Here is a 16,007-nt window from a genome sequence, read left to right as displayed (position 1 = left end):
CGCCGCGTAGCGCCGCGGGCTGCGGCGGCGGCCGCCGCGAGCCGCTTCCGGCTGGCCTCTGCGGCCGGCCTGTACTACTTCAAGCCGCTGCGCTCTTGCCGTTCTTGTGCGCGTCCATCAACGCGGTGAAGCGGTCGAACAGGTACGCGATGTCGTTCGGACCGGGCGATGCTTCCGGGTGGCCCTGGAAGCAGAACGCCGGCTTGTCGGTCAGCGCGAAGCCCTGCAGCGTGCCGTCGAACAGCGACACGTGGGTCACGCGCGCGTTGGCGGGCAGCGTGTCGGCATCGACCGCGAAACCATGGTTCTGCGACGTGATCACCACGCGGCCGTCTTCGAGATCCTTGACCGGATGGTTCGCGCCGTGATGGCCGGTCTTCATCTTCATCGTCTTCGCGCCGACCGCGAGGCCCATGATCTGGTGGCCCAGGCAGATGCCGAAGGTCGGAATGCCGCGCTCGATGAACTCCCTGGTCGCCGCTATCGCGTAGTCGCACGGCTCAGGGTCGCCCGGGCCGTTCGACAGGAACACGCCGTCGGGGTTGAGCTCGAGCGCGTCAGCGGCGCTCGCTTGCGCCGGCAGCACGGTGACATGGCAGCCGCGCTCGGCCAGCATGCGCAGGATGTTCTGCTTGACGCCGTAGTCGAATGCGACCACGCGGTACGTCGGCGCTTTCTGCTCGCCGTAGCCCGTGCCCAGACGCCATTCGGTTTTGGTCCACTCGTAGGTTTCCTGGGTCGACACGACCTTCGCGAGGTCCATGCCGGCGAGACCCGGGAACGAGCGCGCGAGTTCGATGGCCTTCGCTTCGTCGTCGGAACCAGCGAGGATCGCGCCGTTTTGCGCGCCCTTGTCGCGCAGGAGGCGGGTCAGCTTGCGAGTGTCGATGCCGGCGATGGCGACCACGCCTTCGTCCTGCAGATATTGCGGGAGCGTGCCCTCCATGCGGAAGTTCGACGCGAGAACCGGCAGATCACGGATGATCAGGCCGGCGGCATGGACTTTCGTCGCTTCGACGTCTTCGGCATTCACGCCGACGTTGCCGATATGCGGGTACGTGAGAGTCACGATCTGGCGCGCGTAGCTCGGGTCAGTCAGGATTTCCTGATAGCCGGTGATGGCAGTGTTGAACACGACTTCACCGATGGTATGCCCGGGGGCGCCGATCGAATAACCACGAAAGACCGTGCCGTCGGCGAGCGCGAGTAGAGCGGGAGAAAATGACGGCAACACGGGAGACTCCTTGGGGGAACACCCTGTTGCCACCTGTCTATCCGATTGCAAGCCGCAGCGAAACACATCGTGGATGCGCGCGCAGACTCGCTCGCGAGTTGCCGGGTGACGCTGCAAGGGGCGCGACGGGTCCATTGTGCGGACGACTCGGCTGGGTGTGGAGCCCTTCTTGCTACGCCAATGGCGCGCGGCGGATGAACGGTATGGGGGAGGTAGGCGCTAGGGTGCGGGTGGATAAGCTCAAACCTTCAAATTATAGCCTGAATCCACTGTCCCCTCCAAATGGGAGATAGGACGAGGCGTTGAGGCGACGTGCCTGGGCGGACCTTCAAAGCCTTGCCGGGCCGCGTCGCCAGGTACTTGCCACGCCTGTCTATGCGGTTCTGTCGAGACACCACTATTGACGGGGACCGAACCGCCGTGGCGGCCCCTCCGGGTCCGACGCAAGGCCTGGCGCGGCCGTTCAGGCCTCCTGTTCCGCGCACATCTCGCCCGAACGGACAAGCTGCCGACCCGGCAACACGTACCAGATCGCACTCAGCACCTGCAGCGCGACGAGGATTTTCCACGCGCTCAGATGCGCGAGCGCCGGGTAATGCCCGCCGCTCGCCGGCCAGTGCGACAGCACCGCGCCAACGCCGATCTGGAAACCGAAGATCAGCAGAAAAATAATTAGCGTCAGCGTCGTGTTGACCCGGCCGATCATCTGCGGCGGGAAATGCCGCGCCATCACCGCGTAGCTCAGAATCCCGGTGCCGCCGAAGATGCCGTAGGCGGCCCACAACAGGCTCGCCGGCAACGGCGCGTTAAACATGATGAGCATCTGCGTCAGCACATATAGCGCCATGCCGATGCCGCAGAACGCGTACAGCGAGAGGCCGCGCCGCTCGAGACTACGCGCCGCCGCGCCGAAACCGACGCAGCCGGCCATCATCGCGAAGCCGAGAATCGACACGAGCGCCGCCGCCTGGTGCGGCTCGAAGCCTTGTACGTCGCGCAGCCATGCTCCGACCCACAACGACTGCATCGCGTAGAAGACGCCTTGCGTAACGACCGAGAACGACGCGATTTTCCAGAAAGCCGCGCTGCGCAGGATGTGCCACGTACCCTTGAACTGCGCGACGATGCTCGCCTGGCGATGCGTTTCGCGCGCGTCCGGAGCGAGCGTCCATTGCGCGAGCGCAACCGCTACCGTCAACACACCGAGTCCGACGCAAACCGGGCGCCAGCTGGAAAAACCGAGCACCCACGTGAGCGGCGAACCGACCATCACGCCGCCGAAACCGCCGATCGCCATCACAAGCCCGTTCATCAATGGCAAACGCGCCACCGGAAAATGCTGCGCGAGCGCCTTGAACGCGGCGCCGAGGCACACCGACACGCCAACGCCGATCAGCAGCCGCCCGACCATCATCATGCCGAGGCTGTGCGCGGCGCCGAATACCCAGATGCCGAGCGCGGCAAAAAGCAACGTGACGGAGGTCACGCGACGCGCGCCGAAGTGATCGAGCAGCACGCCAGCGGGGATCTGCGCGCCCGCGAAACCGAGGAAATACAGACTCGTCAGCACACCCAGATCGGCGGCTGACAGACCGAGATCGCGCGTGATGAACGGCGCGAAACCAAGATTGACGCCGCGAAACACGTAAGAGACGAAGTAGCCGGCGGAAAAAAGCAGAAAGACGCGCAGTTGGGTCGACGACATAAATCAGGAAGTAAACCTGGAAATGACCTCAAGAACCTCTCCCGAGGTTCGGACGGATCAGGACGGACCGGCACCCCGCGGGCAACGCGGCCGAAGCACGAACAATAAAGTAAATACCGCAAACGCGCAGGAATCGTCCGCGAAATGAAAAACGCCGTCACCCTGAGGTGACGGCGTTGGATGAACACGGTACGTGATCGGAGCGCAATCCATGCGCTGCCCCCGCAACGCATGTGGTCACTACCGTGAGAGCCGCTATTGGTCTATTTACCCTTCTTCTTCGCGTTGGCCACGGTCTTCGGGCGGCTCTCAGCCGCGGCCTTCGACGCCTTGCCGGGCTCCGAGGCCGAGACCTTCTCGACCTTGCCCTTGCTGGCAACGGGCGCCGCCGGCTTGTTACCCTTGCCGCCCGGCTCGGAGACCTTGACGACGGCGGAGTGGCCGCGCCCTTTCTTCTTATCGTAGCGCGATTCACCGTGTGTGTCTGCGACGTGGACGCCAATCTTCTGCACACTGCCGCCTTGCACGTCGGCGGCGATCTTTTCCGGACCCGGCTCGCTGGGTACCGGCTTGCCGACCGGCACGTGCAGCACGATCACCTGGCCGCGCGCAACCTGATCGCGATGCGTCCTGTTCCACGCCTTCAGCTGACCGACCGACACGCCGTAGCGCACCGCGATGGCCGCCATCGACTGATTGCGACGCACGCGGATCAGCATCTTGCGCGTGTCGGGTACGTCGGGTTCCATCGCGAGCACCGCGCTTTCGGCGACGTCGGCGCTGATGTCCTCGTCGTCGTCCGAGCCGCGCGGCACGACGATCGTCGAGCCCGGCTTCAGGCGCATACCGACCGGAATCTTGTTCACTTCCATCAGCGTGTCGGGGTCGACGCCGATCTTCTGTGCGATCGCCGCGGGCGTCGCGCGTGCATCGACCGTGTAGGTGGTCCAGGACGACAGCGAGCCCGAGTACGTTTTCAGATTGCGCTCGAACGCGGACGCGTTGTCGAAAGGCAACAGAATCTGCGGCTGCGTCGCGCCGAGAATCACCGGCTTCCTGAACGACGGGTTCAGCGAACGGAACTCGTCCGTCGACATGTTGGCGAGCCGCGCGGCGACGTCGACGTCGATGTCGTGCGAGGTCGTGACCGTCACGAAGTACGGGTGGTTCGGAATAGACGGCAGGGTGAGCCCGTACATCTGCGGGTTCATCACGAGGTTCTTGACCGCTTGCAGCTTCGGCACGTAGTTGCGCGTTTCGTTCGGCAGACGCAGGCTCATGTAGTCGGTCGGCAGACCCGCCGCCTCGTTGCGCGCGATCGCGCGCTGCACGTTGCCCTCGCCCCAGTTATACGCAGCGAGCGCGAGTTGCCAGTCGCCGAACATGTCGTGCAGGTTCGACAGGTAGTCGAGCGCGGCACTGGTCGACGCAAGCACGTCGCGGCGCTCGTCCTGCCACATGTTCTGCTTCAGGTTGTAGGTCCGGCCCGTGCCCGGCATGAACTGCCACATACCCGCAGCCTTGGCGACCGACAAAGCCTGCGGGCTATATGCAGACTCGATGAACGGCAGGAGCGCGAGCTCGGTCGGCATATGGCGCGACTCAAGTTCCTCGACGATGTGATACAGGTATTTCTGCGAGCGCTCGGTCATGCGCTGCACGTAATCGGGACGCTGCAGATACCAGTTCAGCTGCATGTCGACGAGGTCGCTCTGCAGGTCCGGCATCTGGAAGCCACGGCGAATGCGGCCCCACAGATCGGCGTCCTCGCTCGTCAACTGATTGACGGAGCTCTGGTCGACGTTGATGGTTTCTTTAGCGGTGGCGTTCTTGCGAAGGGCGTCGGCTACGGCCTGCTGGCTGGCGGGGTTAGTGGCGGTATTCGTCGTCGGTCCCTGACTCGCGCACGCGGCGAGTGTCAGGACCAACAACGCACTTAAGATAAATCGCATGAACGTCTCGGTTTCCACAAGGGCTGGAATTTGCAGCCGATAGTACGAAACGTCAACGTTTCCGTCAATTGGAAAATCAAGAAAAAAATCAACCAAATCTGGGGCTTGGCGAATTTTTCCGATTCATCGCGTGAAGAACCGCCGAATGCGCTCCGGATCAACGGAAGCGGTTCTTCCATTCGCGCATCAATGTGAAGGCCTTCAGCCGGTCAGACACCGTTTCGTGCAATCGTGCTTCGAGGTTCGACTGGATCGCCGGCTCGCCTGCGCGCAGGAACGGATTGACCGCGCGCTCGTGCGCGATCGTGGTCGGCAGCGTCGGCTGGTGGCGGGCGCGCAACTCGTTCGCCTTGTCGCGCCACGCCTGCAGTTCGGCATTGTGCGGCTCGCAAGCGAGCGCGAAGCGAATGTTCGACAGCGTGTATTCGTGTGCGCAATGCACTTCGGTTGCGCCGGGCAGCGCGGCGAGCGCATCGAGCGAATTCAGCATCTGCTGCGGCGTGCCTTCGAAAAGGCGCCCGCAACCGCACGCGAACAGTGTGTCGCCGCAAAACACGTGCGGCGTGCCGCGCGTATCGGCCGCATGGAAATAGGCGATGTGTCCGCTCGTGTGACCGGGCACGTCGAGCACGCTGAATTCAAGTGCGGGTACAGCGATCGTCACGTGATCGCCACTTTTGAGACGATGTGTCAGGTGCGCGATCGCTTCGCTGGCGGGGCCGTAGACCGGCACGTCCTGGCCGTTCAGCAGATCGGCCACCCCGCCGACGTGGTCTTGATGATGGTGCGTGAGTAAAATAGCGCTCAGCCGCCAGCCTCGTTGGGCCAGACAGGCGCGCACAGGGGCGGCTTCGCCCGGATCGACGACGACCGCGTGGTGTCCGTCGGCAATGACCCAGATGTAATTGTCTTCAAACGCCGGGACCGGTACGTACTCGAGCGCATTCATAGGCGACGCATTTTTAATATGACTGACCGAGCGATTATAGACTGGCCCGCCTGGACCGATTCGCCGCCAGGCCGCTACGTGCTCGACTGGGAGCAAACCCAGCTCGATCGCGTGGTGTCGGACGTGTTCGGCTATCATGCGCTGCAACTCGGCCTGCCGCAGCTCGACGCGTTGCGCGAGAACCGCATGCCGTGCCGCGGCCTCGTGCTCGACGCGGCGAGCGGCGCGAGCGCGCCGTACACGTATCCGCGCTGGGCACGTCGTGGCAGCGTAAGCGGCATCAGCAGCGCGGGCAACGCTGGCGACGCTGGCGACGACAACCCCTCGAACGCCGCGCGAGGCGCCCCTGGTCTGCACGCGCCGGCCGGGCGCAGCGCGGTCTGGTGCGACCTGCTCGATCTGCCGTTCGAAGCGCAAAGCGTCGACCTGCTCGTGATGCCGCATACGCTCGAATTCACCAGCGACCCGCATCGGCTGTTGCGCGAAGCCGAACGCGTGCTGGTGCCTGAAGGCCAACTGATCATCCTCGGCTTCAACTCGTTGTCGCTGTGGGGAGTACGGCAGTCGATCGGCAAGATGACAGGCCGCCCGTTCGTGCCCTCCGCCGTCGATCTGATCGCGTTCACGCGCCTGAAGGACTGGATCAAGCTGCTCGGCTTCGACCTTGAACGCGGGCGCTTCGGCTGCTATCGTCCGCCGCTCGCGAGCGATCAATGGCTCGCGCGTTACGGCTTCATGGAAGCCGCCGGCGACCGCTGGTGGCCGATTTTCGGCGCCACCTACATGATCAAGGCGATCAAACGCGTGCGCGGCATGCGTCTCGTCGGGCCGCTCAAAGTGAAAAAGCCCGTGCTCGCGGCAGGCCTCGCGCCCGCCGCCACCCCGAACACACGAAACCACACCGAATGACTCCAGATCACATCGACATCTATACCGACGGCGCCTGCAAGGGCAATCCCGGCCCTGGCGGCTGGGGCGCGTTGCTGCGCTTCGGCAGCCAGGAAAAAGAACTGTTCGGCGGCGAGGCCAACACGACCAACAATCGCATGGAGCTGATGGGCGTGATTTCCGCGCTCGAGGCGTTGAAGCGCCCGTGCAAGGCGATCGTGCACACCGACTCGCAGTACGTACAGAAAGGCATCAGCGAGTGGATTCACGGCTGGAAGAAGAAAGGCTGGGTCACCGCGGCGAAACAGCCGGTCAAGAACGCCGATCTGTGGAAGCGGCTCGATGCGCTCGTCGCGCAACACGAGATTGAATGGCGCTGGGTGCGCGGCCACAATGGCCACCCGGAAAACGAGCGCGCCGATCAGTTGGCCAATCGCGGCGTGGCATCGCTCGCCGAGATGTAAAGAGCGTGCGCGCATCGGCAACACCGCGCGCCGCCCTCCCCGCTTTTTTCCGCAATTTTTTCGAAGCAGGCTAATCCGACATGCGTCAACTGATCCTCGATACCGAAACTACCGGCCTGAACGCCCGCGGCGGCGACCGGATTCTCGAACTCGGTTGCGTCGAGCTCGTGAACCGCCGGCTGACCGGCAACAACCTGCACTTCTATATCAACCCCGAGCGCGACAGCGATCCGGGCGCGCTTGCGGTGCACGGCCTCACCACGGAATTTTTGAGCGATAAGCCGAAGTTCGCGGAGATCATCGACCAGTTCCGCGATTTCATCCAGGACGCGGACCTGATCATCCACAACGCGCCATTCGACATCGGCTTTCTCGACGCCGAGTTCGCGCTGCTCGGTCTGCCGCCAGTGAGCATGCACTGCGGCGAGATTATCGACACGCTCGCGCAAGCCAAGCAGATGTTCCCCGGCAAGCGCAATTCGCTCGATGCGCTGTGCGACCGCTTCGGCATCAGCAATGCGCACCGTACGCTGCACGGCGCGCTGCTCGACTCGGAACTGCTCGCCGAGGTCTATCTGGCGATGACGCGCGGTCAGGAAAGCCTCGTCATCGACATGCTCGGCGAAGCGCAGGCCGGCGGCGATACGCATGCGCCGCGCGTCGCACTCGACTCGCTGGAGCTGGTCGTGATCGCTGCGAGCGATGACGAAAGCACCGCGCACGAAGCCGTACTCGACGATCTCGACAAGGCGCTCAAAGGCGCGAGCGTATGGCGTCTTGAACCCGCGCCGGCAACTGATGAGCAAACTGCTTAAAAAAGACTAGACGAACCCTAAATTCCCTGACATAATTTCGATCTCTTCGGGTGGTTAGCTCAGCGGTAGAGCACTGCCTTCACACGGCAGGGGTCACTGGTTCGATCCCAGTACTACCCACCAGATTCTTGGTGTGTCGATCACCGAAGACAAAAGGGCTTACGCAGCAATGCGTAAGCCCTTTTTCTATTTGCCGGCAAATAACGTCGCGTGCGCCATACGAGATATCGTTGGCTATAGAACCACGTCGTTCCGTAGGTTGGCGAGCGCCCCGCACTATTGCTATATTCGGCAAACGGGCATTCGCCCGGTCCGGCTCCGTCCGGTTTCTCCATCTTGAACCATCTCAGGGAAGCGCCACATGTTTGCAGTGCATCGCGCGCTCCCCCGCATGGTTCCACGACCGCCGGCCCGTCCGCCACGACCGATGCGACCTTGAAGCCGCAGCGTTGTCGCTGATGCGCCGCCGCCTCGGCAGGCGCACCGCGTTCATTCCAGACAGTCCGTTGTTCCGTTGCCGTTGTTTGCCGTCGTATTTTTTCGCGCCTTGCCGCGCGGATTCCGGCATCCGCTGGCTGTCTACCCCTTTTTCGCTTCTGACTGGAATCTCGGCGCGCTCGTGCTTCGCCGGGCCCAAAGCAAATGGCCAACAGAAAACTCGACTTTCGCGGACAAGCCTTCAAGGATGTCCTCGGCTTCACCTTCCGTCACTGGGCGCAACAGCCGGGGCGCATCGTCGTGATCGCGGCGCTCGCGCTGTTCACGGCGGGCGCGGACATCCTGACGCCGGTCTTCGCCGGACGTCTCGTCGACGCGATCGCGGCCGGTCCGGCGTCGTCGGCGCCCGTCTGGCATCACGCGCTCGCGGCCTTCGGCGCGCTCGCCGCGCTCGGCCTCACCGCGACGCTGCTGCGCCAGGGCGTGTACTTCAACATCATCCGCTTCACGCTGAAGATGATGAGCGAGATCGCCGCGCGCGCGTTTCATCGCGTGCAGCGCTTTTCGACCGACTGGCACGCGAACAGCTTCGCCGGCTCGACCGTGCGCAAGATCACGCGCGGCATGTGGGCGCTCGACCTGCTGAATGACACGCTGCTGATCGCGCTGCTGCCATCGCTGGCGATGCTGATCGGCGCGACCCTGCTGCTCGGCTCGCGCTGGCTCATGATGGGCATCGTCGTCGGCATCGGCTCGCTGCTGTATATCGGCGTGACCGTGACGGTGTCGCTGGGCTTCGTCGCGCCGTCCGCGCGTCTCGCGAACGCGTGGGACACACGCATGGGCGGCGCGCTCGCCGATGCGGTCAGCTGCAACGGCGTCGTCAAGGCATTCGGCGCGGAAGCGCGCGAGGAAGCGCGCCTCGCGCACGTGATCGGCAAATGGCGGCAACGCACACGCCGCACGTGGGTGCGCGGCACGCTCAACGGCGGCCTCCAGGGCGGCATGCTGGCCGCGATCCAGGCGGCGATTCTCGGCGTGGCGCTACTGCTGTGGGCACGCGGCGAAGCGAGCGTCGGCGACATCACGTTCGCGCTGACGATGTTCTTCATGCTGCAAGGCTATCTGCGTGACATCGGCATGCACATCCGTAACCTGCAGCGCTCGGTCAACGACATGGAGGAACTGGTGTCGCTCGAGAGTCAGCCGCTCGGCGTCGAGGATCGTCCCGGCGCCGGCGCCATCGCGATCCGCGACGGCGAGATCCGCTTCGAGCAGGTGTCGTTTCACTATGGCGCGCACAGCCGGCCGCTCTACGACGACTTTTCCATCCGCATCGCGGCGGGCGAGCGCGTCGGGCTGGTCGGTCATTCCGGCTCGGGCAAGACGACCTTCATCAAGCTGATCCAGCGCCTTCACGACATTTCGGGCGGGCGGATCACGATCGACGGCCAGGACATCGCGCAGGTCCAGCAAGCGTCGCTGCGCAGCCAGATCGCGATCGTCCAGCAGGAGCCGCTACTGTTTCACCGCTCGCTTGCCGAGAACATCGCGTATGGACGGCCCGGCGCGAGCCGCGCCGACATCGAGCGGGCCGCGCGGCTCGCGAGCGCGCACGACTTCATCGCCGCGCTGCCGAACGGCTACGACACGCTGGTCGGCGAACGCGGCATCAAGCTATCGGGCGGCGAGCGTCAACGCGTCGCGATCGCGCGGGCTTTTCTCGCCGACGCGCCGATCCTGATTCTGGACGAAGCCACGTCGAGCCTCGACAGCGAAAGCGAAGTGCTGATCCAGCGCGCGATGGAGCGGCTGATGCAGGGGCGCACGACGCTGGTGGTCGCGCATCGGCTGTCGACGGTGCGCGCGCTCGACCGGCTCCTCGTGCTCGACAAGGGCAAGGTGATCGAGGAAGGCAGCCACGACGCGCTGATCAAACGCGACAACGGCTTGTACCGTCGCTTGTTCGAGCGTCAGGCGCTGGAGCTGATCAAGGGTCTCGGCGAGCCGGAGCTTGTGCACGAGTCGGCAAAGGTCAAAGCCGACCGGGTCGACGATTCTGGCTTATTGGTCGGCTAGCGCGACGCAGGCATGCACCAGGCTTCACGGCAAACGATGCCACGCCCGGCGCCACCAGCCCTTGGCAATAGAAGACCCGCCGCGCTACACCGCGCCGGCGGGCAACCCGATGCCGCGCGCCATTCCGGTCGCGGCAAACACCATCAGAACCAGCAGCACGGTCTGGATCACGCTGAAATGCGCGTAAGATCGCGCCTTCTTCAGATTCGGCGCCGCGCCGCTGCGGATCGACGCGCGCCAGCGCATCAGGCCGAGCATCGTGGGCACTTCGAGGATCAGGATCAGCACCAGCAACGTCATCTTCACGTGAAAGAGCGGCTGGTGCAGGTAGTAGTCGGCGCCCTTCTCATAGCTACCGAACATGCGCATCAGGCCGGTCACGATCAGCACCAGCGCGGCGATGCCCCAGCCTGAATCGGCGCGGAACACCGAACGCAACGCGGCGGGCACCGACGCGCGACGCAGCGACCACGTGCGTCTGAGAATCGACGCGAGCGCAAAACCATACGCGAGCAGATGAAGGGCGGCAAGCAACCAGCGAACCAGCATGGCGACTCCTGCGTAAGACGCAATATGATCGATGAGTGTCCCACTCGCCCGCCTGCAGGCCGGGCGCCTTGATTGCATTATCGACGAAGCTTCGCTTCGGGATGCGTGCATCGGCCACGCGATGTGACCGATAGCACAAAACATGCAGCGTCAGACCTGGCGCAGCGTCGTGTCGAGCGCGCGGGCGGCGACGCGATCGCCTTCGGTCGTCAGCGCGGCGCGGAAAACGGTCTGCCGGTTATGACCCGCGGCGGCCGGCGAATCCCACAGCAACTCGACCTTCGGACGTACGCCGAACGCGCTGCGCGCAAGCGAGGGCGCCGCGACCGACCCTATCGGCGCCGCTGACGCGCCGGCCTTGCCCGCCGCGCCGAACGCGACCGCGGGCGCCGGCGTCGCGCGCGCATTGGAACCGCTCGCCCAGCGCACCGACAATTCGCGCGCATCGTATTGCCCCACCTTGCGCCGCTCAGCCCACACGACGACGGTGCGGGTCAGCGGATCGAGCGACACCGCATAGCGGCCGATCGCAAAGCGCCGCGCCGCAACATTGGTGCGCCCACAACGGCAGCGGCCGGCAGATCCACAAGACGATCGCATACAGCACCGGCGCCGCGACGAGCCAACCGTTGCTGGCCGCGACCGCCTGCATCGCGCGACGCCAGCCTGCGCTCGCGACGAACGCGCCGACCGACCACAGCGCAAACAGAAACCCGAGGAACGCGAACAGGCGCAGCGCCTGACGCAGCCATTGCGGCAACGGATGGAACGGACGCTCCGCGACGGCGCGCGCGCCCGGCAGGAAGATCAGCAGGAACAGAAAAACGAGGTTGATACATGCCCACGGTGAAGACGCCATCGCGGTCAGCGCGGTGGTCAGCTTCATCTCGGACATCGAGAAAAACCAGCGGGCGGCGAGCACGAGACCGATGGCGCGCAACGTAAAAATCGTTCCGGCGCCGGGCGCGGCGTTCGCGCGCGTCTCTTTCGTTCTCGCCAAGGCATCCTCCTGTCGTCGGCGGCACCGCAGCCCAATTTGCGGCACGGCAATTATAGGGATATTACCGAGACTGGCTCGTTCGCGCCGCGCGGAAACCCGTATTTTCAGTTGTGCACCGACGAAAAACGCAGCGCGCATGCAACAACGCCCCGCCGGCGACGTGCCGGCGGGGCGTTCAGAGCAACGAAGGAAGCGTGCAACGAGTTGCTGCCGACAGCGTTTTATCTACCGCGAAACAACCGCGGCGGAACAATCGCCAATCAGCCCGCGTTGACTTCGCGCAGCACCGTGCGATGTTTGCGACGCAGCAGTTCTTCATAGGTGGCGACGTAGTTCTGCGCCATCACCTTCGACGAGAAGCGCGCCTCGAACGCCTTGCGCACGCCAGCGCGGGGCAGCGTGTGCAGACGTTTGACGGCGGCGACCGCGCTGATTTCGTCCTCGACGACGAAACCCGACATGCCGTTTTCGATCACTTCCGGCACCGAACCGCGATTGAACGCGATCACCGGCGTGCCGCAAGCCATCGCCTCGATCATCACGAGACCGAAGGGCTCCGGCCAGTCGATCGGGAACACCAGTGCGTGCGCATTGCCGAGAAACTCGCGCTTTTCAGCTTCGCCGATTTCGCCGATGTACTCGATGTGCGACAACGACATCAGCGGCTTGATGACTTCTTCGTAGTAGGCACGGTCGGCCTTGTCGATCTTGGCGGCGACCTTGAGCTTCATGCCTGCCTGCCCGGCGATGCGAATCGCCCTGTCAAGCCCCTTCTCCGGCGAGACGCGGCCCAGGAATGCGAGGTAGCCGGGCTCGACGTTGGGAATCGGCTTGAGCACGTCTTCCGGCAAACCGTGATAGACGGTTTGCAGCCAGTGCGCCTGCGGCAGCGGAATGCGCTGGTTGTCCGAGATCGACACGACCGGCACGTCATTGAACGTGTTGAAGATCGGCTGCAGTTCAGGCAGATCGAGACGGCCGTGCAGCGTCGTGACGAACGGCACAGGCTGACGCGCGAACAGCGAGAACGGGTAGTAGTCGATGTGGAAATGCAGCACGTCGAATTCGTCCGCGCGGCGGCGCACTTCTTCGAGCAGCAGCATGTGCGGCGCCATCACGTCGCGGATCGTCGGGTCGAGGCGCAGCGCCTGCGGCCAGAAAACTTCGAGCTTCGCCGAAGTTTGCGAATCACCGCTTGCAAACAGCGTGACGTCGTGGCCCTGCTCGACCAGCGCCTCGGTCAGATAGGACACCACGCGTTCCGTACCACCGTACAGCTTGGGAGGAACCGCCTCGTGCAGCGGAGCGATTTGAGCGATTCGCATATTGACGAACTCCTAGTAAAAAATCAGGCAAAAGTACTGCATTTGGAAAAAGCGACTCGCTTGCTCGCCAGGGCAGTCTGGCCGGAAATGCCGGCGCGGGCCTGATTCTTTTGAGAAATCCTGCGATGGATCGCTTGGTAACGAGCCCGGACAAGTGGATCAGCGACTGGGCATGTGCGAGTAAACGCGCCCGTTGCACCGACGTTGACAAACTGTCAGAAAAATTGCCGGGCTAACGAGCACGCATTATCGATGCCCGGATTGTTGCAGCACCGCAGCATTTCAAAGTCTTTACGTTGTTACAAACGCGAAACACTTTGCAAACCCTTGTTTTCAAAGATAGTTCTACAGTATCCACGAGGTTTCGGGAGGCGCGGCGGTACCGTGTCTGCGAGTTCTCGCCCATCAACGTTGCCGGTAGGAATTGCAAAATTGCCGCAGCGCGGTTGAATGCAATCTGTAATTATATCTCGAAATTTTCCGCAATCTGCCTGAATGGCCCGTCGGCTGGTGTGTTGGGACGACGCAGATCGCGGGGGTCCATCGCGAAATCAATCGCGTCAAAGCCCGGATACACAGGGCGCAATCGCCTTTGCATGTTTACAATGCGAAACATCGGCTTCACGGAGAGCCATGCTTGTCCGTGTGGTCCGCGCATTGCATGCACAACCCGCAACACATCGATCTCAGCTCAATTGGAACACTTGACCATCGCCCAGCGTAACGCCCAGAACGCCAAGCTCGCGAGCTATGCGCACCGGCCACTTGCGTTTCTCTTCCGCTTTATCCGCCGCCATCCGCTCGCGCATGCGATCGTGTTGTGCAGCGTGTTTGCGGCCGTGGGCTGCGCACTCGCTTCGCAGTACGCGATCAAACATCTGATCGACGTGCTCGGCGGCGGCAGGCATCATCCGGGACCGCTGTGGGGCGCGTTCGCGATCCTCGTCGGCCTGATCGCTGCCGACAACCTGTTGTGGCGGATCGGCGGCTGGTTCGCCGCGCACACGTTCGTCGCCGTGACGGGCGATTTGCGGCGCGACCTGTTTCAGTACCTGAGCGGCCACTCGCCGACCTACTACGCCGAAAAGCAGCCCGGCATGCTGGCAAGCCGGATCACCGCGACCTCGAACGCCGTCTACACCGCCGAAAACACCACCGCGTGGAACGTGCTGCCGCCGTGCATCGCGGTGCTCGGCGCGATCGTGATGATCATCGCGGTGAACCCGCTGATGGCCGCCGGCCTGATGCTGTGCTCGGCGATCCTGTCGGTCGTGCTGTACAAGCTCGCGGGCCGCGGTTCCGCGCGTCACCATAATTTCGCGACCAAGGCGGCATCGGTCGACGGCGAGCTTGTCGACGTGATCAGCAATATGGGGCTCGTGCGCGCGTTCGGCATGACGTTCCGCGAACAGCACCGCTTTGCTTCGACGGTCAAGTCGGAAATGGACGCGCGCCAGCAAAGCCTGCTGTACCTGGAAAAGCTGCGTCTGCTGCACGCCGTGGTCACCGCGCTGCTGTCGGCCGGCCTGCTCGGCTGGGCGCTATGGCTGTGGGACCAGGGCCGCGCGACCTCGGGCGACATCGTGCTCGTCAGCTCGCTCGGCTTCACGATCCTGCACGGCACGCGCGATCTCGCCGTCGCGCTCGTCGACGTCACGCAGCACGTCGCGCGACTCGCAGAGGCCGTGCGCACGCTGCTCGAACCGCACGGCATGCCCGATCGCGACGACGCGACCGAACTCGTGCCGCAGGGCGGCCGCGTCACGTTCGACGGCGTCACGTTCGCCTATCCGCGCCGCCGGCCGATTCTCGATCACTTCGACCTCGATATCGAACCGGGTCAGCGCGTCGGGCTGATCGGCAAGTCGGGCGCCGGCAAATCGACCGTGCTCGCGCTGTTGCAGCGCTTCTACGAGACCCAGGGTGGCGCGATCAAGATCGACGGCCAGGACATCGCGTCGATTACCCAGGACAGCCTGCGCCACGCGATTGCGCTGGTGCCCCAGGACATCTCGCTGTTCCATCGCACGGTGTACGAGAACATCGCGTACGGCCGCCCGGACGCGAGCCGCGAGGAAGTGCTCGCTGCCGCGCGCGAGGCGCGTTGCGCGGACTTTATCGAAGCGATGCCGGAAGGCTACGACACGATCGTCGGCGACCGCGGCGTGAAGCTGTCGGGCGGTCAGCGCCAGCGCATCGCAATCGCGCGCGCGATTCTGAAAAACGCGCCGATCCTGCTGCTCGACGAAGCCACGTCCGCGCTCGACAGCGCGTCCGAGGAAGCGATCCAGAAGGCGCTCGACCGCTTGATGGTCGGCCGCACCGTGATCGCGATCGCGCACCGTCTGTCGACGCTGAACAACTTCGACCGGATCATCGTGATGAGCGCCGGCAAGGTCATCGACGACGGCACGCCGGAAGAACTGCGCCAGCGTCCGGGCCTCTATCGCGACCTGCTCTCGAAGCAGTATGGCAAGGGCCAGACGCTGCATATCGGCGGCAAGAAGGTCGACGAACAGCACGTAGCCTGACGCACGCCTGGTCCACGCGCTGCGCATCGCATCGCTTGAAAAAAAGCCGCTCCCTGGAGCGGCTTTTTGCTGTCTGTC

At 64.0% G+C, this 16,007-nt stretch carries 11 protein-coding genes, 1 tRNA gene and 1 pseudogene; 6 read left to right on the top strand and 7 right to left on the bottom strand.

All coding sequences use genetic code 11. From position 1 onward, the window contains the following. Nucleotides 1-79: 79 nt before the first annotated feature. From carA to gloB, 4 genes are all read right to left on the bottom strand, one after another. Nucleotides 80-1,234 (bottom strand): glutamine-hydrolyzing carbamoyl-phosphate synthase small subunit, encoded by a 1,155-nt coding sequence (gene carA, locus OKW30_RS05160; protein WP_090801117.1) that lies wholly within the window; start codon nucleotides 1,232-1,234, stop codon nucleotides 80-82. A 463-nt stretch (nucleotides 1,235-1,697) separates the two neighbouring features. Next, nucleotides 1,698-2,939, bottom strand: a complete 1,242-nt coding sequence (locus tag OKW30_RS05155) for an MFS transporter (RefSeq protein WP_429346166.1) — start codon at nucleotides 2,937-2,939, stop codon at nucleotides 1,698-1,700. Nucleotides 2,940-3,202: 263 nt separating this feature from the next. Continuing rightward, a complete protein-coding gene (locus tag OKW30_RS05150) occupies nucleotides 3,203-4,891 on the bottom strand; it encodes a transglycosylase SLT domain-containing protein (RefSeq protein ID WP_429346165.1) in 1,689 nt (562 codons plus the stop codon). A gap of 157 nt (nucleotides 4,892-5,048) precedes the next feature. After that, nucleotides 5,049-5,840: a hydroxyacylglutathione hydrolase gene (gene gloB / locus OKW30_RS05145; protein ID WP_429346164.1), complete on the bottom strand. Its 792-nt coding sequence runs from the start codon at nucleotides 5,838-5,840 to the stop codon at nucleotides 5,049-5,051. An 18-nt stretch (nucleotides 5,841-5,858) separates the two neighbouring features. On the opposite strand from gloB, the gene OKW30_RS05140 reads away from it, so the two are divergent. The 5 genes from OKW30_RS05140 to OKW30_RS05120 all read left to right on the top strand — a co-directional run bounded on the left by OKW30_RS05140 (nucleotide 5,859) and on the right by OKW30_RS05120 (nucleotide 10,524). Continuing rightward, nucleotides 5,859-6,749, top strand: coding sequence for a class I SAM-dependent methyltransferase (locus OKW30_RS05140; protein WP_187627997.1), 891 nt, complete (start codon nucleotides 5,859-5,861; stop codon nucleotides 6,747-6,749). After that, on the top strand, nucleotides 6,746-7,192 hold the full coding sequence (rnhA, locus tag OKW30_RS05135) for a ribonuclease HI (protein ID WP_184028269.1): 447 nt from the start codon (nucleotides 6,746-6,748) through the stop codon (nucleotides 7,190-7,192). Before OKW30_RS05140 ends, rnhA begins: the two co-directional genes overlap by 4 nt. 80 nt (nucleotides 7,193-7,272) lie before the next feature. Then, nucleotides 7,273-8,007 (top strand): DNA polymerase III subunit epsilon, encoded by a 735-nt coding sequence (gene dnaQ / locus OKW30_RS05130; RefSeq protein WP_184071651.1) that lies wholly within the window; start codon nucleotides 7,273-7,275, stop codon nucleotides 8,005-8,007. A gap of 48 nt (nucleotides 8,008-8,055) precedes the next feature. Next, nucleotides 8,056-8,130 (top strand) — tRNA-Val (locus OKW30_RS05125). A gap of 519 nt (nucleotides 8,131-8,649) precedes the next feature. After that, nucleotides 8,650-10,524: an ABC transporter ATP-binding protein gene (locus OKW30_RS05120; RefSeq protein ID WP_429346163.1), complete on the top strand. Its 1,875-nt coding sequence runs from the start codon at nucleotides 8,650-8,652 to the stop codon at nucleotides 10,522-10,524. 84 nt (nucleotides 10,525-10,608) lie between these two features. On the opposite strand, the gene OKW30_RS05115 is transcribed toward OKW30_RS05120, so the two are convergent. The 3 genes and pseudogenes from OKW30_RS05115 to OKW30_RS05105 form a co-directional block, all read right to left on the bottom strand. Next, nucleotides 10,609-11,073, bottom strand: a complete 465-nt coding sequence (locus OKW30_RS05115) for a DUF2214 family protein (RefSeq protein WP_184071647.1) — start codon at nucleotides 11,071-11,073, stop codon at nucleotides 10,609-10,611. A 150-nt stretch (nucleotides 11,074-11,223) separates the two neighbouring features. Beyond that, nucleotides 11,224-12,073 (bottom strand): annotated as a pseudogene (locus OKW30_RS05110) (hypothetical protein). Nucleotides 12,074-12,333: 260 nt separating this feature from the next. After that, the gene (locus OKW30_RS05105) at nucleotides 12,334-13,398 is read right to left on the bottom strand and encodes a glycosyltransferase family 4 protein (RefSeq protein ID WP_429346162.1); all 1,065 of its coding nucleotides are present in this window, start codon (nucleotides 13,396-13,398) and stop codon (nucleotides 12,334-12,336) included. Nucleotides 13,399-14,093: 695 nt separating this feature from the next. On the opposite strand from OKW30_RS05105, the gene OKW30_RS05100 reads away from it, so the two are divergent. After that, complete coding sequence (locus tag OKW30_RS05100) at nucleotides 14,094-15,929, top strand: ABC transporter ATP-binding protein (protein ID WP_184071643.1); 1,836 nt, start codon at nucleotides 14,094-14,096, stop codon at nucleotides 15,927-15,929. Nucleotides 15,930-16,007: the final 78 nt, after the last annotated feature.

The sequence above is a fragment of the Paraburkholderia sp. Clong3 genome, from assembly GCF_050436485.1.
Lineage (GTDB): Bacteria > Pseudomonadota > Gammaproteobacteria > Burkholderiales > Burkholderiaceae > Paraburkholderia > Paraburkholderia tuberum.
This window is presented reverse-complemented; position numbering and strand designations above follow the sequence as displayed.